General features: G+C 58.3%; 23 protein-coding genes. 17 read left to right on the forward strand and 6 right to left on the reverse strand.

Going from position 1 to position 21,951, the window contains the following annotated elements; genetic code table 11:
• The 9 genes from HY696_12240 to HY696_12280 all read left to right on the forward strand — a co-directional run bounded on the left by HY696_12240 (position 1) and on the right by HY696_12280 (position 6,754).
• Positions 1–654 (forward strand): glycosyltransferase, encoded by a 654-nt coding sequence (locus HY696_12240; GenBank protein MBI4239167.1) that lies wholly within the window; start codon positions 1–3, stop codon positions 652–654.
• The gene (locus HY696_12245) at positions 611–1,207 is read left to right on the forward strand and encodes a TIGR04282 family arsenosugar biosynthesis glycosyltransferase (protein MBI4239168.1); all 597 of its coding nucleotides are present in this window, start codon (positions 611–613) and stop codon (positions 1,205–1,207) included. The genes HY696_12240 and HY696_12245 overlap by 44 nt, the downstream gene beginning before the upstream one ends.
• Positions 1,182–1,784: a class I SAM-dependent methyltransferase gene (locus tag HY696_12250; GenBank protein ID MBI4239169.1), complete on the forward strand. Its 603-nt coding sequence runs from the start codon at positions 1,182–1,184 to the stop codon at positions 1,782–1,784. Before HY696_12245 ends, HY696_12250 begins: the two co-directional genes overlap by 26 nt.
• A gap of 10 nt (positions 1,785–1,794) precedes the next feature.
• On the forward strand, positions 1,795–3,213 hold the full coding sequence (locus HY696_12255) for a mercuric reductase (protein ID MBI4239170.1): 1,419 nt from the start codon (positions 1,795–1,797) through the stop codon (positions 3,211–3,213).
• Between the two features lie 2 nt (positions 3,214–3,215).
• Positions 3,216–3,875 (forward strand): TVP38/TMEM64 family protein, encoded by a 660-nt coding sequence (locus HY696_12260; protein ID MBI4239171.1) that lies wholly within the window; start codon positions 3,216–3,218, stop codon positions 3,873–3,875.
• 37 nt (positions 3,876–3,912) lie between these two features.
• Positions 3,913–4,410, forward strand: coding sequence for a heavy metal-responsive transcriptional regulator (locus HY696_12265; protein MBI4239172.1), 498 nt, complete (start codon positions 3,913–3,915; stop codon positions 4,408–4,410).
• Positions 4,407–4,748 carry a mercury transporter MerT gene (locus HY696_12270; GenBank protein MBI4239173.1) on the forward strand — a complete coding sequence of 114 codons (342 nt, stop codon included), beginning with the start codon at positions 4,407–4,409 and terminating at the stop codon, positions 4,746–4,748. Before HY696_12265 ends, HY696_12270 begins: the two co-directional genes overlap by 4 nt.
• A 15-nt stretch (positions 4,749–4,763) precedes the next feature.
• A complete protein-coding gene (locus HY696_12275; protein MBI4239174.1) occupies positions 4,764–5,156 on the forward strand; it encodes a carboxymuconolactone decarboxylase family protein in 393 nt (130 codons plus the stop codon).
• 83 nt (positions 5,157–5,239) lie between these two features.
• Complete coding sequence (locus tag HY696_12280) at positions 5,240–6,754, forward strand: DUF3536 domain-containing protein (GenBank protein ID MBI4239175.1); 1,515 nt, start codon at positions 5,240–5,242, stop codon at positions 6,752–6,754.
• An 8-nt stretch (positions 6,755–6,762) separates the two neighbouring features.
• On the opposite strand, the gene HY696_12285 is transcribed toward HY696_12280, so the two are convergent.
• The 4 genes from HY696_12285 to HY696_12300 all read right to left on the reverse strand — a co-directional run bounded on the left by HY696_12285 (position 6,763) and on the right by HY696_12300 (position 10,050).
• Positions 6,763–8,301, reverse strand: coding sequence for a hypothetical protein (locus HY696_12285; protein ID MBI4239176.1), 1,539 nt, complete (start codon positions 8,299–8,301; stop codon positions 6,763–6,765).
• Positions 8,302–8,436: 135 nt separating this feature from the next.
• Positions 8,437–8,712 (reverse strand): DUF507 family protein, encoded by a 276-nt coding sequence (locus tag HY696_12290; GenBank protein ID MBI4239177.1) that lies wholly within the window; start codon positions 8,710–8,712, stop codon positions 8,437–8,439.
• A 21-nt stretch (positions 8,713–8,733) separates the two neighbouring features.
• Positions 8,734–9,021: a DUF507 family protein gene (locus HY696_12295; protein MBI4239178.1), complete on the reverse strand. Its 288-nt coding sequence runs from the start codon at positions 9,019–9,021 to the stop codon at positions 8,734–8,736.
• Positions 9,022–9,093: 72 nt separating this feature from the next.
• Entirely contained in the window at positions 9,094–10,050 is a 957-nt protein-coding gene (locus HY696_12300; protein MBI4239179.1) for a hypothetical protein, read from the reverse strand.
• Between the two features lie 84 nt (positions 10,051–10,134).
• Between HY696_12300 and HY696_12305 the strand changes: the two genes are divergently transcribed.
• From HY696_12305 to HY696_12330, 6 genes are all read left to right on the forward strand, one after another.
• Positions 10,135–10,953, forward strand: a complete 819-nt coding sequence (locus HY696_12305) for an alpha/beta hydrolase (GenBank protein MBI4239180.1) — start codon at positions 10,135–10,137, stop codon at positions 10,951–10,953.
• Positions 10,954–11,010: 57 nt separating this feature from the next.
• On the forward strand, positions 11,011–13,041 hold the full coding sequence (locus HY696_12310) for a hypothetical protein (GenBank protein MBI4239181.1): 2,031 nt from the start codon (positions 11,011–11,013) through the stop codon (positions 13,039–13,041).
• Positions 13,042–13,197: 156 nt separating this feature from the next.
• Positions 13,198–14,058, forward strand: a complete 861-nt coding sequence (locus tag HY696_12315; GenBank protein ID MBI4239182.1) for a hypothetical protein — start codon at positions 13,198–13,200, stop codon at positions 14,056–14,058.
• Positions 14,059–14,067: 9 nt separating this feature from the next.
• Complete coding sequence (locus HY696_12320; protein MBI4239183.1) at positions 14,068–14,505, forward strand: zf-TFIIB domain-containing protein; 438 nt, start codon at positions 14,068–14,070, stop codon at positions 14,503–14,505.
• The gene (locus HY696_12325; GenBank protein ID MBI4239184.1) at positions 14,502–15,062 is read left to right on the forward strand and encodes a LemA family protein; all 561 of its coding nucleotides are present in this window, start codon (positions 14,502–14,504) and stop codon (positions 15,060–15,062) included. The genes HY696_12320 and HY696_12325 overlap by 4 nt, the downstream gene beginning before the upstream one ends.
• A 7-nt stretch (positions 15,063–15,069) precedes the next feature.
• Entirely contained in the window at positions 15,070–16,275 is a 1,206-nt protein-coding gene (locus HY696_12330; GenBank protein MBI4239185.1) for a M48 family metallopeptidase, read from the forward strand.
• A gap of 119 nt (positions 16,276–16,394) precedes the next feature.
• Here HY696_12330 and HY696_12335 read toward each other — a convergent pair whose 3' ends face one another.
• Both HY696_12335 and HY696_12340 read right to left on the reverse strand, forming a co-directional pair.
• Positions 16,395–17,132, reverse strand: a complete 738-nt coding sequence (locus tag HY696_12335; GenBank protein MBI4239186.1) for a hypothetical protein — start codon at positions 17,130–17,132, stop codon at positions 16,395–16,397.
• Between the two features lie 146 nt (positions 17,133–17,278).
• Positions 17,279–18,985, reverse strand: coding sequence for an apolipoprotein A1/A4/E family protein (locus tag HY696_12340; GenBank protein ID MBI4239187.1), 1,707 nt, complete (start codon positions 18,983–18,985; stop codon positions 17,279–17,281).
• 249 nt (positions 18,986–19,234) lie between these two features.
• On the opposite strand from HY696_12340, the gene rmuC reads away from it, so the two are divergent.
• Entirely contained in the window at positions 19,235–20,536 is a 1,302-nt protein-coding gene (gene rmuC, locus HY696_12345) for a DNA recombination protein RmuC (protein ID MBI4239188.1), read from the forward strand.
• A gap of 72 nt (positions 20,537–20,608) precedes the next feature.
• Positions 20,609–21,853, forward strand: coding sequence for a hypothetical protein (locus HY696_12350; protein MBI4239189.1), 1,245 nt, complete (start codon positions 20,609–20,611; stop codon positions 21,851–21,853).
• Positions 21,854–21,951: the final 98 nt, after the last annotated feature.

Below are 21,951 nucleotides of genomic sequence, written 5' to 3' on the forward strand. Positions count from 1 at the left end.
ATGATTACCTTCAAAGACATCTCGATCATCATTCCCGTCGGTCCAGAAGAAAATGAACTGGAAGCACTTTGGGATGATCTTCGACCGATAAAAAAAGAAGCGGAATTGATCGTCATTCGTGGTGCATCGCGACCTCATCAACTCAACGAAGGTGTGCGCAACGCGACACGCGATTTCCTGTGGTTTCTGCATGCCGATTCACGATTCGCAAAATCGACACTCACCGCGTTGATTCGAGCCCTGAATAGCGACCCGGATGTTTTTTACTACTTTGACTTACGCTTTCTCAATGATGGTCCGCCACTGATGCGCATCAACGAAATCGGGTGTTGGGTTCGCTCGCGACTCATGGGTCTGCCTTTCGGCGATCAGGGCTTTTGTCTTTCAACAATGAATTTCAAACGCGTGGGGGGGTTTCCTGAAGAGGCCCCTTATGGCGAAGATCATCTGTTTGTATGGCGGGCCAGGCAAAAGAAAGTCCGGCTTCGATCCACAGGTGCCGCGCTCTACACGAGCGCCCGCCGCTATGCCAAAACAGGTTGGGCGAAGCTCACGTGGGCGTATGCGCGTCAGTGGACTCGCCAGGCCTGGCCGGAATGGAAAAAACCTTATGAAAAAACTTCTGATATTCGCCAAGTACCCCGAGGCCGGTAAGGTCAAGAGCCGTTTGGCCCGAACAATCGGCGCGGCCACTGCCGTTTTGTCCTACAAGACGATGGTGGAGATCGTGGTGAAGAATACGAAGCCTTGCAGTAGGGAGTACGTCCAAGTCTTGTACTACGATCCTCCGGAGTTGAGAGCGCAATTTCGGTCATGGCTTCCAATAGGTCGCCAACAGCCTCAATCCGGTGGCGATCTCGGCGAGAGGATGCAGCAGGCGTTCACTCACACCTTGGTAGAAACCGAACATGTCGTCTTGATCGGAACCGATTGCATTGATGTGGATCGTCCCCTCATTTTGAAAGCTTTTCAGGATTTGGAGAAATCCGATCTTGTACTCGGACCGGCAACAGACGGCGGTTATTATCTGATCGGGTGCAAGCGAGTGTATCCGAAAATTTTTACCGGAATCGATTGGAGTACCGCGCGTGTTTTTTCGCAGACCCTTCGAGCGGCGGAAACACTGAAACTCCGCGTCTCATGTCTACCGGAACTGGAAGACATCGACACGGCGGAACAATATGGAAGATTTAGAGAAAAAATTTAATCGGACCTCCCGTCTTTATGACTGGATCGATTGGCCTTTCGAGCGGTTTCGATATCGAACAATCCGCAGGCAGATTTGGGAAGGGTTGTCGGGAAGGATACTCGATGCAGGAGTCGGGACCGGATGCAATATCCCTTTCTATCCAGCAAATGCTCATGTCGTTGGCATCGATTTGAGTCAGGGGATGCTCACCAAGGCAAAAAAGAAGGCAAGCGTTCTGGGAAAAGCTGTGGAGCTGAAGAAAGGGAACGTCTATCAACTCCCCTTTCCTGATGAATCCTTTGATTTCATCGTCGGAACCTTTCTCTGCTGTGTGGTGGATCAACCTGCCGTTGCCGCCCATGAATTGAAGCGCGTTTGCAAGCGGGGCGGAAGAGTTTTTTTTCTTGAATACGTGTTATCCAAAAAAACGGTTCGGCGATTTATTCAAAAAATGGTTACCCCTTACACCCGTTTCATGTTCGGTGTCGATTTTACCCAAGATACACTCGCCACGCTGAAAGAGGCGGGTTTCAAAATTCTCCATGAAGATAATATTACCGGCGATGTTTTGAAATTGATCGTGACACAAACTTAAAGAGGCGTTGATGCCAACCAAGAAGTACCATTTGATCGTGATCGGTGGCGGCTCCGGCGGGCTTGTCTGCGCCGCCGGAGCCGCCGGTCTTGGGGCCAAAGTCGCGCTGATCGAAAGGCACAAGATGGGCGGCGATTGTCTGAATACCGGCTGTGTGCCGTCGAAGGCCATCATCCGCTCGGCAAAAATTATTCATGATGCGCAAACCGCCGAGCGGTTCGGATTGAAACCGCACCGGTTTGACATCAAACTCGATTCGGTCCTGGTCTCCGTCCGCGAGGTTCAAGGAAAAATCGCCCATCACGATTCGGTCGAAAGATTCGTGTCGCTCGGAGTCGACGTCCATCTGGGTGAGTACCGATTTATTTCTCCGTATCAGATATCCAACGGGCAGGAAACCTTGGAGGCAAAACGCTTTTGTATCGCTACGGGCGCTGCCCCCTTTGTCCCTCCCATTCCCGGTTTAGACAAAATTTCCTATCTGACGAGCGATAATGTCTGGCAGTTAAAAGAGCTGCCTCAAAGTCTCATCGTCTTGGGCGGCGGCCCTATCGGAGCGGAACTGGCGCAAACCTTTGCGAGACTGGGTTCCACTGTAACCATTGTCGAAATGGCCGATAGGCTTTTGATTCGTGAAGACCCCGAAGTGTCCGAGTTAGTCAAAAAGAGATTTGAGACGGAAGGCCTGACGGTATTACTCAAAACGAAGGCCGAACAAATCGATGATGGCTTGATCGTTTCCGATCCTGACGGACAGAAAAGAAAAATCGCATTCGACCAGATTCTCGTGGCCGTGGGGCGGGCTCCCAATGTGAGCGGTCTCGGCTTGGAAAATGCGGGAATCGTCTATGACAAAAAGGGAATCAAAGTTGACGCGACACTCCGAACGACCGCCAAGCATATTTATGCCTGTGGCGATATTGTTGGTCCTTATCAATTCACCCACACCGCCGATTTTCAGGCTCGACTTATCCTTCGCAACGCCTTGTTTCCCGGCAAATCCAAAATCGATTACCGCGTGGTGCCGTGGTGCACGTTTACTGAACCCGAAGTCGCCCGCGTCGGCCTCAATGAATCCGAGGCCAAACAAAACATGGTGGCGCACGATGTGTATCAATACTCATTGAGCGATCTCGACCGCGCCGTTTGTGACCGTGAACCAGAGGGATTTATCAAGGTGCTGACCCACAAAGGAACGGATCAGCTGTTAGGTGTTACGTTGGTCGGTTCTCATGCCGGTGATTTATTGCATGAGTTGACCTTAGCCATGCATCAGAAAATCGGCTTGAAGCAAGTGGCGTCAATGATTCATGTCTACCCGACACTGGCGGAAGTCAGTAAGCGCATTGCCGATATGTATCAGCGTACTCGACTGACCGACGGCACAAAAAAGTGGCTGAAACGTTATTTCCGATGGAGGTTTGGCTAAGCATGAAAAAAAACTTCCTCCTGATCTTTTTTATTTCCGGCGTGCTTGGGCTCTATTTTTTCACACCGGTTCGGGATTATTTGTCCAAAGAGGGTTTCGTCACCTTGGAAGCATGGATTCGGTCCCAAGGTGTTTTGGCCCCTCTCGTCTTCGGACTCATCTACATCGCGGCCACGGTTTTTGCGCTTCCGGGATCGGTCTTAACAATTGGTGGCGGTCTTTTATTCGGGGCCTGGTGGGGAACGCTGATCAACTGGCTCTCTGCCAGCCTGGGTGCCATGATCAGTTTTCTCCTCGCGCGTTATCTGGGACGGGAGACTGTAACAAAGCTTCTCAAGAGCAAAGGAACTCTCCATGGACTGAATGAGAAAATCGGCTGCAGCGGATTTTACTCCGTGCTCCTGTTCCGGTTGGTTCCCTTATTCCCGTTCAACGGCCTGAATTTCGGCTTAGGGCTGACGAATGTTTCTCTGCGCGATTACACGCTCGCAACCCTTCTGGGGATGCTTCCCGGAACATTTGTGTACACCTCGTTGGGTTCCGCCGGACGGCATTTGAGTTTTGCGGATCCCTCGACTTGGCTGCAAATCCAAGTGTGGGGACCATTTGTCTTGGTAATGCTCTTGTCATTCATCCCAAAGTTTTTGAAGAAAAGAGCTTGACCCTGTAGTATACTACAGGGTTCAGACTGATCTTGCTATGAAGGAAAACGACCTCACCATCGGAAAAGTGGCTCGCCTCACGGCGGCCGGCATTGAGACCATCCGTTTCTACGAACGGCAAGGCTTAATCCCCGCACCGCCGCGCCGGGATTCGGGCTATCGGCAGTATCCTTCCGCAACGATTGAGCGCGTCCGTTTTATCAAAAGGGCCAAGGATCTCGGATTCACGCTCGCCGAAATCAAGGAGTTGCTGGACTTGAGCGTTGGTCCGAAGGCGACATGCGCCGCTGTGAAACGCAAGGCCGACGAGAAAATCAACGAAGTGGATGCCAAGATCACCGATCTCAAACGGATCAAGCGGGCGCTGAGCCGGTTGACGGCTCAATGCCGAGGGAAAGGGCCGATCAGCGAATGTCCGATTCTGGAAAACTTGAAATCGAAAGAGAGCAAGGGCGGCGTAGCGACAGCGCAGCCATTGCCTGCGGGAGCGCTACCCGCAACGCGTGAGCGTTGCGCACCAAGGAGAAAATCATGAAACAATCTCTTTCAAAAATTACAGCGGTCTTCGCCACGGGCACGGCCTTCTTGGGCTCCTGTTGCGCGCTTCCCCTGCTTCTCCTGGGACTGGGAGCGGGGAGTGCCGGGCTCGCCACTGCGTTGACTCCGTTTCGACCCTACATGATCGGCATTACGCTCGTGCTCTTGGGAATCGCTTTTTATACGGTGTACGGATGCAAACAAACCTGCGAGGGCGAAGGAACCTGCGACGTAAAAAAAATTCGCGGGACCAAAATAATACTGTGGGTGGCTACGGGACTCGCCCTGTTTTTTCTGGTTGGCCCCAGCATTATTGCCCAATGCATTCTCTCATAACCACAAGGACTCTTTATGCCGAATCATGATCTGACAGGTGTCGATCCCGCATTGGGATTGATGAAGGAGTTTGCCAAGGTGACCCAAGGAGTCCCTGCGCATATTCAAAAGATGCGGCAGGAGACTATTTTCAAAGAGGGAGCCGTGCCGAGCAAATACAAGACTCTGGCCGCAGTCCTGTGGGCCATCAATGCCAAATGTGAACCGTGCATCCGTTTTTATATCCAGCAGGCCGCCAAATCCGGTGCGTCCGAAGTAGAGTTGGGAGAATTCCTGGCCGTGGGCGCCACGATGGGCGGTTGCGTCGGTGAGATGTGGGCACTCAAAGCCTACAAGGCTTATAAGGATACGACTGCGGAGAAAGACCAGGACGAATCCTGCTGTCAGGTTGAAAATCATTCCTCTTAAAGGTCTGTGCCGGAGGATTCCGTTCAGAGACACTCTCACAACACGCCTTCCCCAGGTTTGCAAATTATGACATAGCAGTGTGCATGCCCCGCCATATCGTCATTCATGGACATTTCTATCAGCCGCCGCGGGAAGATCCGTGGCGGTGGACGGTGCCGCGCGAGCCGTCGGCGGCACCGGCGCACGATTGGAATCAACGCATCACGAAAGAGTGTTACGAGCCGAATCATGCGGCGCGCATCTTAGGCCCGGCCGGTCAGGTGCGGCGGCGGCTCAACAACTACGGATACATGAGCTTCGACTTCGGGCCGACTTTGTTGGCGTGGCTGGAACAACACGCTCCTGCAGTCTATCAAGGCATCTTACAAGGCGACCGGGAGGCGCAAGCCCGCTTCAGCGGTCACGGCACCGCGATTGCGCATCCGTATCATCATCTGATTTTGCCGCTCGCGTCTTCCCGCGACAAACGCACGCAGTTGCTATGGGGCGTGCGCGACTTTCAACACCGCTTTCAACGCGCTCCGGAAGGCGTGTGGCTTCCGGAAACGGTCGTCGATCTGGAAAGTTTGGAGATCGCCGCCGATCTCGGCATCCGCTTTACCATCCTCGCGCCGCATCAAGTGCATCGCGTCCGCGCATTGAGCAGCGGTCATTGGCACGCACCAGCGCATCACGAGGCCGACCCGACCACACCATACGCATTGCAACTCCCGTCCGGCCGCCGCTTTCATGTATTTTTCTATCACGGCGGTCTGGCCCGCGGTGTGGCATTCGACGGCATGTTGAACGATGGCGAGGCCATGATCCGGCGCCTGCTCGGCGCGTTTTCCGAACGCCGCGCTTGGCCGCAATTAGTCCACCTCGCGACCGACGGCGAAAGCTACGGCCACCATCACAAGTTCGGCGAAATGGCGTTGGCCTACGTCCTCGACGCGCTCGAAACGCGCGGCGACGCCCGCTTGACCACGTATGGCGAGTTCCTCACAAAACACGGGCCGACACATCAAGCGGAAATTCTGGAACACACCGCGTGGAGCTGCGCACACGGCATGGAACGCTGGCGCAGCGACTGCGGGTGTTGCATCAGTCATCAGCCCGGATGGACGCAACAATGGCGCGCCCCGCTGCGCGCCACGCTCGACTGGCTGCGCGACGAACTCGATCCTGCGTTCGAACGCACCGCCGCGCGACTGTTAAAAGATCCGTGGGCCGCGCGCGACGACTACATCAATGTGCTGCTCGATGGCACCAACAATGGATTCACGACATTTTGCCACACCCACGCGCGCCACCCCCTCACCAGCACCGATCGCCATACCGTTCGCGCGCTGCTGTCGCTCCAATTTCATCGTCTCTGCATGTACACCAGTTGCGGTTGGTTCTTCGATGATCCCTCCGGCATCGAAACCGGTATCTTGCTGCTACACGCCGCACGGGCGCTGGAACTGGCTGCGGAGACGTGCGACCTCGATCGACGCTCCGCGTTTATGGATCGCTTGATCGCGGTAAAGAGCAACATCCCCGAGGCCGGCGACGGAAAAAAAATCCTGACGACGCTGCTCGCGGCGCGCGCGCACCCGCGCCGCCGACACGCATGACAACCGCATCAAAACAGGAAAACCGGCATCGGATCGGAACCCATTTCCACACGCAATGCCGGCGGATCAGGCACATGCAAACGGACAATCCCGGGCGCGTCGTCCAACATGATTTCGCGCGTGGGAAAATGCGGACACGCCAGTCCCAGCCATTGTTGGCCCCGTTGCCACAATTCCCACAACGCCACACGCTGCTGCGGCGGTGTGTCGGGATGACTGATATTGTCGAGGATCGACTCCGGATAACGGACCATGACGTTGAAGAGACTCGCCAGCGTTTCGTCGAGTCCATCTTCCGGATGACCGCGATTTAACAAGCCGTGATAGACGTTATTCACACCGTGATCCGTATAGTAAGAATCCTTGATCACGGCCAACACATCGAGCCGATCGACGGACGTCGTGAACAAAGCACCTAACTGATCGTACACGTGGCGACCGCTACAGGCCATCACATGGGGATCGGTCGGCCGTTCGGGATTGGACAACCACTCCGCGCCGACCACGCTTGCAGTGACCGGATCGAGCGATGCCAACTCGATCTCCCCGAAAATCGGCGGACACGGCGCCGACGCCGCACGCGTGCGCCACTCGGACTCCCGCCGTCTGTCGATCGCGTGCCCAAATTCATGCGTCAGTTCATCCAACGCCGTTTGCGGACGCGCCATTACGTGAATTTCGTGAGATGCCGAACTGTAATACGAAGAGATCCAATCGGGCGCGACCAACGGCGCTTGCTCGAACACAATGCGCTCCACTTCCATCCCAGGAAGACAGCCGTTGTATTGGTGCACCATACCGATGATGGCTTCGAGATCTGCGGCGCCGACATCGAAGCCGTCGTTGAATTCGAGTGAGAAGCCGTAGCGCGAACCGTCCGCGCGCGGCAACTCGCCTGCGTAGATGAGCACGTCGTCCGTCGTGGGTCGTGCGAACGTCAACTGTGCGCCGCTGAAGGTCGCCGCCAACACGCGTTCGTTGAACGACGTGGAGACGGGCCGCGGATCGAGACTCAACAGGGCCGTCAACCACATGGGATCTTCGCGACGCGTATCCCCCGGAGGAATGCATTCCGCACGGAGTCGCGCGTCTTGCACACAACGTCCGACCGCATCGCGTGGGCGACGATACGCGACCGGTTGCACCGCGACCTCGCCCAACACGTAATAATGCTGACTCACAGCGGCCCAGATCGCGGCGCGTTCGGGAGCGGTAAATTGTGTCGTGAGTGCGCGGCGAGCCGCTTCGAAATGCGCCAATTTTCCGCGCGACGCCGGTGCCCGCAATTGCGCGCCCCAGTAGTCAATGGCTTCCAACTGTTGCCAATAACGGAAGTTCTTTTTCCATCGATCGGCAATCGTAAGTAATTGATCGAACAAATCGCTGACGGGCTGAACAACGGCGGCAAACGGAGCCAGTGGAGCGACTGGCGGAAGCGGACAAGCGGCATTCGGATCTTCATCGAACCACGCGGGCTCCGCCGCTCCGCCTCCCCACGAGACGCTCACTGCGGCAAACCCATCGCTGAAGACACCAGTTGGTGGCATGTAAATTGTCCAGGCTGTTCAAAAAGGTCCAGATGCTAGGCGGACCGTCAACCCGCGACCGGAGCGTACTTGGTAGTACGTGAGGATCGCGGGTTGGCGGGCCAACGACGCAGGTGGGCCTTTTTGGACAGCCTGCTACCCTCCCCCGAGGCGTTCCAACTCCTGTTCATAATATTGTTGATACAACACGTCCCACTCCCGCGAGCCTTCCGGAACTTGTCGTTTCAGGCTCGCAATCTTGGCACGCACTTTTTCGTCGACGGCGACGTCGGCCACGACATAACGGATCATCGCCTTCTGCACGACACCCGCCAATTGTTGCGACGTGCCGGTTTCAATCAGGCGTTCGTGAAGTAAAGCAGTGGAAATTTTTTTGGCCAGGGCACTGATGCGATCATCCGATATGAGCATAGTGGGTGTTTTCGTGTACTACTACAATACGAAGCCGCGCTGTTTGGCAAGTTCCTTTTTGATGAGCTGGCGCGCTTTTTCTAAATCGAGATCCCGCCCCGCCGCCCCCAACAATCGCAACTGCTTGTCCAACAGTTTGTCTGCTTCGTCGTTCAACGTCCGCTCCGCCGCCAAATCCGCATGAATGGTCGCCGCAATGCACGTTTCAATCTCTCCCAGCCCGCCAGTGCACCGCAGCCCCGCCTCCGCTTGCAACGCCTTCGCAATCGCCCGCGCCACGCCGTGAATATGCTGTCGCCGCAGTCCCATGAACCGTGCTGTACACGACTTTGCCGGCGAGGGGTACTGAATTGTATCTTCGATGTCATCCGATCAACGGATTTACAACAGCGCGGCGCCGACGGAGAATCCCGCGGACCAGATGACGCTGCGAAGGATGGTCAGGAAGTACCGTTCTTCGTAACGGGCTTGGTTGGTAATGTACCATTCGAGCGGTGAGAGCACTGCCGTGCCGCCGAGCGCAAGACCGACCTGTTTCGCGGCTTCCTGCCAGGAAATTCCGTCGAGGCCATGCGTTCCGGCCTGATAGAAGAGGACATAGATCGCGGCCCAGATTGGGGCCACCACGAGGACACGTTTCCAAAAGCGCGCCTCCAAATCCGCGATGCCATCCAACCATGCCAGCACCTTCGGAAAGATCGTGGCATGCAATCCCACAAAGGCCGTCAGCGCGGCCGGCCGCCCCCAACCGTCGAGACCGTGCCCCAATTGCTCCGTCAGCAACGCATCTAACAACGGATACGTTGCCATGGCCTCCGTGACATAGACCGGCCAGGGATGATCCAGCATAGCCCGCTCCTGCCAGCGTACCAAGCGGAGACCGCGACCGTGTTCCAGCCGTGCCAGATAGCTGGCAGACGGGTCCTTGGTCGTTCCCTCACCGCCTTCCGCGTAAGCGGCAATCGCGAGCCGCTCCGCCCACGCGACGGTGTCATTCAACTGATTCAGCGCATCGCCATATTGCTGATTCAACGCCGCCCGCACTGCGTCGCGATCGTCCACTTTTCGTTTTGCGGCATGCACCTGCTTCGTCAACGTCGGGGCCCGCGCCTCCAGCAATTGCCATTTCGTCGCGCCCCAACCCGACTCGCCCCGCCAATACTGATTCACGGCGGTTTGGAGACGTTCCCGGTCCCGCACCAACTTGCGCCGATGGGCGTCCATAAGTCGCACATCGCGGTGGAGCGCGGCCTGCGACAGATCCCCCTTGCGCGCACGATCCAGCCGTTGCGTCGGACGGGGCCTGACATTGGCGGCTGCGGTCACTGAACGTCCCATGATGCGGCTTCCCCTCTGATATAGGTATCGGCCATTCGCGAGAAAAGTTGCGGAATTGTCCGCGATTCCGCTACAGTGCTGGCCATGCTTTTTTCCTTAGACGGTTTTCGCTGTTTTGCCGAAGTGCTCGGAACCGGGCACCCGCTGGTATGCATCCACGGCGGATTTGGCCTCGACCACAGCTACTTCCGGCCGTGGTTAGACCCGCTCAGCCGCGATTTGCAACTGATATTGCTGGACGTCCGCGGACACGGTCGTGGCGACCCGCTCCCCCGCGAATCGTTCCGGATCGACGCGGTCGTCGCAGACCTCGAGGCCATCCGCCAACAGTTGGGAATCGATCGTTGGGCGCTGCTCGGCCATTCGGGCGGCGGCTTGGTCGCCGGCAGCTACGTCGCTGCGCATCCCGAACGCACCAGCCATTTCATCGTCGTTGGCGGATTCCCTCAGTTTCCGTTTGTCGCCCCGCGCTGGATCGGCATGGCGCAACATCTCAAAGATCGCCGCATCCTGAACGGCTTCAAAATGTTCACCGACGGCGTCACCACCGATGTCGAATATCGTGAAGCGTGTCTGCGCATCGCGCCGCTCTTCTTCGCCGACCCACATCGTGCCGACGTGGCCCCATTCGAACGCATCATTTACCGCGTCCACCCGTTCCTCGAGGCCACCACCCGCTACAGCGGCTACGACGTCGGCCCACGCGTCACCGCCTATCGTGGCCCGGCGCTGCTGCTCCACGGCGATCAAGATTACCGCGTCCCCATCGTGGAGACCCGCAAGTGGCAAACCTTCCTCCCCCAAGCGCAACTCGTCACCCTCCCGGACGCCGGCCATTTCCCATTCATCGAACAAGGGCCGGAAATTTGTCGGATTCTCCACGAATTCGTGACCACTCAATAATTCACACTACGGACGCAACTTCTTGGCGCACCATCCGATAACAAGGCGGGAGCACGTATGCGCACAATCCGGGGGCATGGCCCGCGACCCATTGGGAAACAACGCCTGGCTGCACGGCACACGCCCGCGGACCGCACCGGAACCGCGGCGCACACCGGCCCTGCACATGCGCTCCCCGCCAAGTTTGCAGCCACGGGATTCGCCTCACCACGGCTCTGGCTCTGGATGGGAGCCACGGTCGCAGCCGCGGCATTAGCGCCGGACTCGTCGTTTGCGGCAGCCGGCATTCCGTTGTGGCTGGCGTTCGCTCCGGATGCGACACCGAAAAAATCCGCCACCGAGAGAGAGACGCCATCACGCACCGAACGGCGGCACGCGGCACGCGCCGGGAAGATCGCCACGCGTGTGTTCAGCGGAGCGATTCTCGGTCGAGGCGACGCCGGTTTCTTCGGCGCGCTGCGGTTGCTACGCGCGCAAGCCGCTGCGGTGAAGGACGCCGGACGACAGTGGGATTGTTGCCTCGGACTCGCGCAGGAGGCCGCGCTGGCACTCGATATCAGTCATACTGCGCTGGCGGAATCGGCCATTAATGCGGGACGGCACAATGCCGATCACAAGTATTCGTTCGTCGGCAAAGGCGAACCCGCGATGCGCGGCTATATTGCCACGCACGAAGCCCTAACAGCCGCGGCAACCCGGACCGTCCGCGAACCATTCGATTATCACGAAGCAGCGGTCCGTTACGAGCGAGCGGCAAGCCAACTCAGCGACAAATCGCTCGCGATGTTGATGTCGTGGATCTTTAATACCATCGGGACCCGCGGCCTCATGCAACCCGACGACACCTCGTTTGAGGAAACTGAAGCGACTCGGGACTGGCAGAGAATTGCCGCGTGGCGCGTGGGCGAATACCGCGCGCTGGCGTCACGCGCCAACGCCCGTGCCACGCGGTTCGCCGAGGATCCCGCAGATCCGCAACCACCGACTGCCGATGCCCTCCCACTCGAATTCGCGATCACCGACTTCGCCCGCATCCGCACGTCGGGCACATTACCGAAATTGCTGAAGGCGATGGGCCAACACGTCCATCGTCTGAAAACGGACAACAACATCCTGGAGGCGTTGCCGGCAAGTCGCGACTATGCCACGGCGCTGTTCCAAGCCGGACAATTTGGCCAAGCGCAGTATGTTTTGGAGACGGCGCTCGCGTGGGCGGCAGAGTTTCAGGCACGATGCGAGACCGGACAACACACCGCGCGGCTGTTCGGGATAGTCGAAGGCCAGATCCACGGGATGTCCGACGACTTCGCCGCTCGCAGTGACCGCTGGGAGGCGCAACAACGAGTCGCCCGAATCGAGATCGCGCAGCTCCACTTCCAACTGGGGCAACTGCTACAGAGCCAATGGCGACCACTGATTGCCGCAATGCACTTCGCGCAAGTGCGGCGCCTGCTCGCCGAGTCCCAAGACACGGCACGATCCAACGCACACGATTTCTTGCAAACCAAGGCCACGCAGTGGCAACTCGCGGCACTGGCCGAAGCGGGCATCGTCGAGCGCATCGAGGCATTGCGGGCGGAAACCTTGAGGTTAGAGGCCCGGGATCGTGCGAATGGCGATTGGACCGGCGAAGCGATCGAGGCGAAACGGCGCTGGAAAGCAGCGCTGGGCGAGGCCGACCTCTTCGATCTGGTTCCTATTGAGCCGGACCGACTGGAGCCCGCGACGGACGTTGACCTCTCGGGTCAAATCCACCACGCACGCCACGCCGTCGCCACGGAGCTGCTGCAGCAAGCCACGCACCACTTCGAATATGCCCGGCCGCAGATCGGGCTGGAACTGCTGCTGCTGGCCAACGAACATGCCGAGGCGATCGCCGACGCAACGCTTCAAGCAGCCATACAAGAAATCGTGTTCACGCACGAAGGCTCCATCCCGACAACGGTCCTCCGCCATTTCGTGGAAGAGTCCGGCGTCGGGCGCGAGGGCACCCCGGCAACACCAGTGCCACAAATCGACCTCAGCACGCCAACTGCAGGCGCCGTGAGCGCCGAAGCCTCGCCGCTCGAAGAGTTCGAGCCGAGCTAAAACGTCCCAATTCCGGGACAACGCATCCGGCAAATGGAACGGCTGCGACACCCGGCCCGGCCCGGCCCGAGCATCCCACTAAAACAGTTCGCCTTTTTTTCAGCCCCCGATTGGCACACCGGTTGCTCTCTTCATGATGATGGGGAGGACACGGCGATGTATCATTTAATAGGGCTCCAGGCGAATTTGGCCAACCTGCATATCTTGGCGGCACGGGCCGGCGTCTGCACGCCGCTCGGCATGGATCAACTCAAGAGTGCCTATCGGGCATTTCTCCAGACCTGCCAGCCGGCAGTCGTGCATCCGCCGATCTGCGCTTCGATCTTCGTGGACGATGCCGAACGTGAAATACAGCTCCTGAGCGTGTGGCCGGAACGCCAACGCGGCCTGCCCGTCTCCCGCACGTTGCGCCACGCGACGATCGAGCGGCTCCAACAGGCGTTGGTCTTCATGGCACGCCGCTGCGACGACCTGCTCACGTTGTTCGACCTGACCATTCATAGCATCGTCGTCCGGCAAGGAGCGCTCCCGATCCATGCGTCGCATGGGCACGCGCTCGGAGCACTGCTGCTCCCCGCCACTATCACCGACGTGCACGATTTGGCGGAGCAACTGATCCACGCCCTCACGCAGCAATTGGTTTCCATCGACACGCTCTGCACCCCGCACCACCTGACGATCCGCCGCGAACCGTCCCCGCACCGCTCTCCACTCCAAGCGGCCATCACCACGACCGAACTGCTGCTCTGCCGCGCCGAATGGCTCGGCGAACCGATCCACGCCCGCACGTACCCATCGACCCCGCAACTCTACCAACAGGCCCACGACCGGCTCGCCGCACTCGATCGATCCCTGCCGACCCGCCGGCCTCGACTTTCAGAACGTGGCAGCACCCTGATCCGTAATTGCGCCGCGCTGCTGCAAATGCTCCATGTCGAACCGCCGGCACTGCCGGACACGGCATTGGTCCAGGAGCCAGCCAAGAATTCCGTGACAAATCCCCTCCCATCCTGCTAATCGCCCCCCATGCTGCCGGTCTGTCCCAGTTGCGACCACGCCCTTTGCATCCTCGAGCTCCACGGCGTCGCGAGCGATTACTGCTACGAATGCCAAGGGCTGTGGCTCGACGCGGGCGAATTGGAATCGCTGCTCACCGCCACCGGCGCCGGCATAGACGATCCGCTGCTCCACGCGCACGAACTGCCCGCCACCAAGCCGCGCGGTCGCAAACGCCTCTGTCCGCGTTGCGACCAACGCCTGTTGCCGATTCAACCAACCGCCGCCGATGGTCGCCACGTCACATTGGACCGCTGTCCGCACGGACACGGACTGTGGTTCGACGCCGGCGAACTTACCCAACTGCTGGCGCTGTTTCCGGAAACGTCCGGTGCGGGAAAGACCATCGCGTATTTGCAAGATCTCCTGGGCAAATCGGTCACAGCAGAATTGGGGAGGACATTATGAGCGTATTGTTTCTCGGACTACTGATCGTCGTCGGCATCTTCATTCTCTGGGCCATCGGCGCGTACAACGGCTTAGTCCGCAAACGCAACGAGGTCGACAACGCGTGGGCCCAAATCGACGTGCAATTGAAACGCCGCACCGACTTGGTGCCGAATCTCGTGGAAACGGTGAAGGGCTACGCGACCCATGAACGCGAGACGCTCGACCGCGTCATTCAAGCCCGCAACGCCACGATGAACGCGGGCTCCGTCGAGCAGCGCGTCGCCGCCGAAAACGCGCTGACGGGCGCATTGAAATCGCTATTCGCCGTGGCCGAGGCCTATCCCGACTTGAAGGCCAATCAGAACTTCATGCAGCTGCAAGAAGAGCTGACATCGACTGAAAACAAAGTCGCGTACGCACGGCAGTTCTACAACGACCAGATCCTCGGCTACAACACCGCGATCGAGGTCTTCCCCACCTCGATCATCGCCGGGATGTTCCACTTTACGCGACGACAGTCCTTTGCGGTCACCACCGAAGCGGAACGCGAGGCCCCGAAGGTCAAGTTCGGGTGAGTCCCGTATGTGGGAGCAGATCCGCGCGAATCAGCGTCGCTCATTTTTCCTCATCGCAGGCATGTCCATCCTGCTCGTCGGCTGCGGCTTCACGTTTGCGGAAGTCTTCGCGCCCGGAGCCGGCCCGATCGGCCTGCTGATCGCCGCCGGTCTTTTGGCGATCCAACTCCTCATTTACGCCGCAGCGGGGCAATCGGTATTGCTCCAAGGACTCGGCGCCCGAGAATTGCCGCGTGAAGAATGTCCGCGGCTCTTCAACATCGTGGAAGAGATGCAGCTCGCGTCCGGCTTGCCCGTAGCTCCGAAAGTCTATTTAATCGACGACCCCGCGCCGAATGCGTTCGCGTTCGGCCGCAAACCGGAACAAAGCGGCGTCGCCGTCACCTCCGGCCTGTTATCGCGCTTGAATCGCGACCAACTCCAAGGCGTGATCGCGCACGAATTGGGTCATATAAAGAATCGCGACACGCGCTTTCTCATGTTAGCGGCCGTATTGCTCGCTTCAGTCGCGCTGCTGAGCGAAATCTTCTGGCGGATGCTCCGTTCCGGTGGTCGCGCCGGGCGCCGCAGCAGCGCTCGCGGCGGCGGTCAAGCCATGCTCATCATTTTGGCGATTGCGATCCTGCTCGCGATCTTCGGCCCCATAGGCGCACGGCTGCTCTACTTCGCGTGTTCCCGCAAACGCGAATACCTCGCCGACGCCGCGTCCGCCCAATTTACGCGCTATCCGGAAGGCCTGGCCGGGGCATTGGAAACAATCGCGACGACGAATCAGCCGATGGCGCGCGTCAACAAGACCGCGCTCCCGATGTTCATCGTCCATCCGTTGCGCCCGCTACGCGGCGGCCACAGCATCTTCGCCACCCATCCGCCGATCGACGAACGCATCGGGATCCTCCGCGCGATGGGCAACGCCTCGTTCCACGCCTACGACACCGCGATGCGCCAACTGCGGGGACGCAGCGCAATCGGCGCACACACGCTCGGCGCGGAGCAGACGCAACCGGAAATCCGCTCGGCAGCCGCGGAAGGCCCGGTGATGACCGCCCACGACGCGGCCCTCGGGACCTATGCAACGGCGGGTTATCGCGCGATCACGTGTGGCTGCGGCATCGCGATGAAAATCCCCCCGACCTATCCCAAGCCGACGATTCGTTGTATGCGGTGCGGCACGGCGCATTCGGTGGGCCGGAGACCAAGAACCATTTCATAAATAGTCCCGTTCATCAGAATAGGCGTACATTGGAGAAAACCCAGATAATCGATGGCGTGACACTCATCACACCGACCATTGATCCTCGATCCTCGAATAATTCCCTTCGGCGACCTATTTTAATGATTTAACACGTAGGTCGAGAACCCGACAAAAAAATCGATCATATTGAATCCGGATTTCCCTATCGCCAAGTTCGTGGCGTAGCAAATTGTCCACCGCTCATCCTCCGGTCCCACTACGTAATAAATCGGATCGGCAACCGCCAGTTTCGCGGTGAGCGGGACATTTTCTCGATAAGACGCCGACAGCACGCCGCAAAGTTCCGATCCGGAGGAGGCGAGCAACCAATTGCAGGACCCATCCGCGCACAAGCGCGCATAACAAGTATCTTCCTCGCCGACTTCATCGACAACGGCATAATCGATCGGACAACCGGTAATGTGATAAGTTTTATAACCCGCGGGATCGATGACTGGAATATTAGCGATCGTTGAAATGTGGCAGGGAGTCGTGATCGCCGACTGTTCCTTGATCTTCACATACAATGTCTTCCCGGCCGTCATTTCTTGTGGCAGCACGGTCGCGGGCGGCGCCGGCAGGCCGCGGATCATCTGGTCATCCCGCTTTTCCCTAAATCGACCGAAAAACTGCTTCGCCGCGTCGTGCAGGGATGTCGGCGGCGCCGATGACGACACCTTTTGTTCTTTGGCCGCAAATCCCGGCGAAGGCACGGATGATTTGACCTTCTGGAGATCTTCGCCCGACGGCGACGCGAATGGTTTGGTCGTCCGGTAATCTTCGCGAGGCGTCTGGGGAGGTCCCTGCTGGGAACGCGCGACCCGAACGGCTCCCATCAACAAGAGAGCGCCGACACAACAAAGCCACCATCGCGAACGTATCGTTCTCATCGGAACCTCGACATCTATCCGGCATGATTCGACGCGTGGCTACGCAACCATGATAACGTCCAACCCCAGCGAGTCGAAGGCCACCCCGGGGCTTATTCTGTTGGGGAACAGCACCACGTCATCGCCCCCAACGACGTCTTCGCCTGACTCGGTTTTGCACGATAGCCAGGCTTGAGACAAATTTTATCAAATATGTTCGTGAACGAATCTTTCGTTCCACAATCGTAGCGTCGGTTCGGTTTCTTGTAAATGATAGTGTTCGGCGTAAGTCCTGGAAGGCACAGGGCACCATTTTCCACGGCCGACGAAAACTCCTTGTATGTGATTGAAGAACCATTCTCGTTACACTTGTACACTCCGTACCACAGCGACGAATACTTAAACCCCGGCAGACAAGCTCCCGGCATCTCTTCAGGAAACCAACGCATATAGCTGCATCGATACTCAATACAGCGTTCCGCCTCTTCGAGCGGTTGTGTGTCGCTATCGATACTCGCATCATATGCCGAGTGACAGAGTGGTCCGGTGTATTCCGCCGGTTTGGCCGGCGTCTCAGGAACAGGCGTGGGAACCGGCGCCGCTGTCGTCGCTGTAGAATCCGGTGGTGGCGGTGCACCGGGCGTGGCCGCCGTCGTTCCGGTGTTTTGCCACCACTCCGTTACGGTCTGTTTCAGCGCGGCGAGTTTCTCCTTTAATTGGCCCCCGGTCTCCGTATTCGCCACCGCGCTCGCCTGCTGGAGCAATGAGTCGATGGCGCCATTGACCTGTTCCACCAACTGCGCATCGGTCATTCCGCTCAAGAGCCCATTGACCTTGTCTAAGCCCTCTTGCAGCGAGGCCACGACTCCCTCCTCCTGCACCTGCTGGACAATTCCCTTCGCCTGTTGGACCAGGTCATGAGCCTTCTGCTCGAATTTAGTCCCCTTGAGCTTGGCCACCGCGCCCTTCAACGAGTCAAGTTCACCACCCACTTGCTCCTTCAAAAACTTTTCAATCTCTGCCGGTGTCGCCGTGTCGAGCGTCTGCTTCACCTTGGCGGAGAGTTGACTTAAGCCATCGTCGAGCAAGGCCGCGACATCTTTGTCTTTGAGGTCTTTCAACAACGGAGAAAAATAATTCAGCTTCTCTAAGAGGGCCTCCGCCGCCGGAGTCCCCAGCGCCTTGAGCTGATCCTTGACGTGGTCACTGACCTTATCGAGAGAACCGACCGCCTTGGTCACGAGCTTCGAGACTTGAAATTCGTCGTACAGCGCCTGGATCGAACCAAGTTTCTGCTCGATAAAGTCTTTGACCTCCCCGCCGTCGAATCCGTTGAGGAGACTCTTTAGCTCATCAATCTTCCCTTGCAACGAATCGACGACGCCATTCTGCAACATCTGGTTCAACGCCTCTTCAAGGGCCTTAAGTTTTTGGTCGAGATCGATGGAAAGGGCCGCTGAAAGATCCTGATCGGTCAATCCGGCCAATGAATCCTGGAGTTTCTTGATCTCGCCCTGCACATCGGCAATCAAACTCCCCTGTTTTGCGGCTTCGCCTTGGAGCGCGTTTTCCAAGTCCGTGGACAGTTGATCCTTCAGCTCATCTACTTTTCCCCCTAATTCCCCCATCGATTCATCAATGCCCGATTTAATATCGGTCGCCGCTTGATCCATCTGGGTTTCCATTTCCGCTTTTAAGTCATCTTTAATATCACTGGCCGCATCTTTCGCCGCCTCCTTCAAGACACCGGAACAACCCACTCCCAACATCCAACAACACGCGGTCAGCAGATAGATCCACGAGCGAATTTTGCGCTCCATATCCCCTCCTTTGGGTGACAGCTCACCGTGAGAATGCAATCGGCATTCCAAAAAAAAACGACGATATTTTCTGCATATGGAACATGCCGGATTCAAATCCGGCACCGCCGGCCGTTCATAATGAGAATTTTTTCGTACAATTGCACCTGACAGCGATCAGCTCCACGGCGCCGCTCCCACCGGTCATCTCGTCGCAATGAACGGATTTCTGATCGCCAATAGCGCGATCCGATGCTACACAACGCGCGTATGCTCTGGCCCTTCATCTTGACGGTCATGTTCAGCGGTGTCAGCGTCGTCCTGCTCGTCGTGCTCCTGCGTCGCCGACCCGTACTGGATGTCAATCCACTCCAACCGCAATTCGAGTCATTGCGGAGCGGGCAAGCGGCCGTCGCGCAAGCGTTGCGCGATGAATTGGCGACGCATCGCGACGCCGCAGCAAATCAAGCACGCGGGCTGCGAGAGGAAGTCAGTACGGCGATGAAAGGCGTCGCCGATTCCTTGCTGAAACAAGTCAGCGAAGTGGCTCGCACCAATGAACAGCGGTTAGAAACCGTGCGCAACGCCGTGGAGCAACAATTCGTCGCGATTCGCGCCGACAACGCCATTCAGCTCGAAGCAATGCGCAAGACCGTCGATGAAAAGCTGGCGGGCACATTGGAACGCCGCTTGGGCGAGAGTTTCCAACTCGTCAGCGAACGACTGGAGCTGGTGCATAAAGGACTGGGAGAAATGCAACAGCTGGCCGCCGGGGTCGGCGATTTGAAAAAAGTCCTCACCAACGTCAAGACCCGCGGGACCTGGGGCGAAATCCAACTCGGCAATCTGTTAGAGCAAGTCTTGAGTCCCGAACAATTTGCGCGCAACGTCGCGCCATATCCGCAAAGCAGCGAACGGGTGGAATTCGCCATCAAACTGCCGGGACACGGCGCCACGCGTGAGGAAGTCGTGTGGCTCCCGATCGACTCGAAATTTCCGGCCGAAGATTACCACCGTCTCGTGGAAGCGACGGAACGTGGAGATCTGCCGGCCGCAGACGAAGCGTGTCGACAGTTGGAGATTCGCTTCAAGGCCGCAGCGAAAGAGATTCGGGACAAGTATCTGCATCCACCGTACACGACCGATTTCGGCATCATGTTCCTTCCCACCGAAGGACTCTTTGCGGAGGCCTTGCGCCGACCGGGTCTGCTCGAGTTTTTGCAACGCGAATATCGCGTGACCGTCAACGGACCAACGACGTTGGCGGCCTTTCTGAATAGCCTCCAAATGGGTTTCCGCACGCTCGCGATCGAAAAACGGAGTTCCGAGGTGTGGCAATTGCTCGGCGCCGTCAAGACCGAATTCGGCAAGTTCGGCGGCGTCATCGAACGCGTACAAAAGAAGCTGCATGAAGCGACGAGTACGATCGACGACGTCGCCGTCCGTTCCCGCGCCATCGAAAAACGGCTGCGCACGGTCCAAGAACTCCCCGGCACCCACAGCGCGCTGCTGCTGGGTGCGACCCAACCCGTTCCGATCGAGGCCCCACTCGATCGCGACCCCACGGCGTAAAGCGCTACAGTGCGCGGATTTCCGCAGGATGCATCACAGAGTTTGCAACCGGCCGCCGGTATCGGTACCATTATGACGATGAGGCCTCGCTCCAGCTGGCCGTTTCTTCTCCTCCTCTGCCTTGCACTGACCGGGTGCGGAGCCGCCGGGGTCCCGACCGATGGCGGCGCAGCCGGCGTCCCGACCGGTGGCGGCACCACGACGCCGGTCCCGATTGAACTCCCAAGTGCCGCGATGACGATCGAAGACGTCCCACGCATCACCGGACCCGTCGTGAGTGGGAGCGTCAGCGCCATTTCGCCCGCGCCACAGAAAACACACGACCGCACGACACCGACCGGCGTGCCGATTGCGCAGTTCACCGACGCCGACTTCCCGGCCGGCAGCAGCCAAGCCGCGTGTCTCATTGCCAACGACGTCCAGCTCAATCTCGCCGCCGCATCAGAGGCCGATTATTATCTCTGCCTCGTGCAATATGCGTTCGCGACTGCGGGCACGGAACAAACCGCCGCCTACTACGACGGCGCGTATCATGTCTTTCGCTTGGCTTGGAGCGGTGGCCAAGGAGCGGATCGGATCCGCGTGCTCCTCGATCGGGACAGCGACGTCATCACCGATTTCGAATTGTTCGTCTGTCGCAACACCACACAGATCTTTCACACCCGCCAGCAGCGCAACGGGACCGCCCTCACGGGCACCACGGTTTTTGTCAATCCCGACGGATCCTTCAATTACGACGTCGCCGTCAACGCGACCGTCAACGACGAACATCAATATACCAGCAAACAGATCGCGACCGACATCAACCAAAATTCCAATGGGGCGATGTGGTGCGAATCGAGCATCACTCAAACTGCGAGCGACCTCACCGAAAACGGCTATTGTTCAAATCTCTCCGGCAGCACAACCACGACGGCCCGGTCCTCTGCCGCGCTGACCATCCTCGATCACAATGATCCCGACACACCCGCCACGTACGATGTCCACAATTTAGCCATCGGCGACGGCGCGGCAATCATCTGGCGCCCCGACGCCACATCGCAGGTCCTCCAAGGATGGACCTGGAACAGCAGCGTTCTGGTCCCCGATCGCGCCAGTAGCTATCTCGCCGACGTCCGCACGCAAACGCCGCCCGAGGCCGCAGCCCAATTCACGATCGACTTCGACAGCAGCCAAACATGGAATTGCAGCGGGACCTCGGAACTGACGCTGGAGGTTGAAGCCGGCGCCGCGTACGACGCCTGCGGCCGCTATTTGGACATCTTTTCGCTGGAACACACCTCGTGTGAAAATGCCGACGGCACGTCCACGCCATAGCCATGCCCCAATTGACATTCGCCGACGACTCCGCTAGCGACGCCGCATGTTGCAACGAACACTGACTCTCGTGTGCAGTCTATTGGCCCTTTCCGGCC

This window comes from Deltaproteobacteria bacterium, assembly GCA_016210045.1.
Taxonomy (GTDB): domain Bacteria; phylum UBA10199; class UBA10199.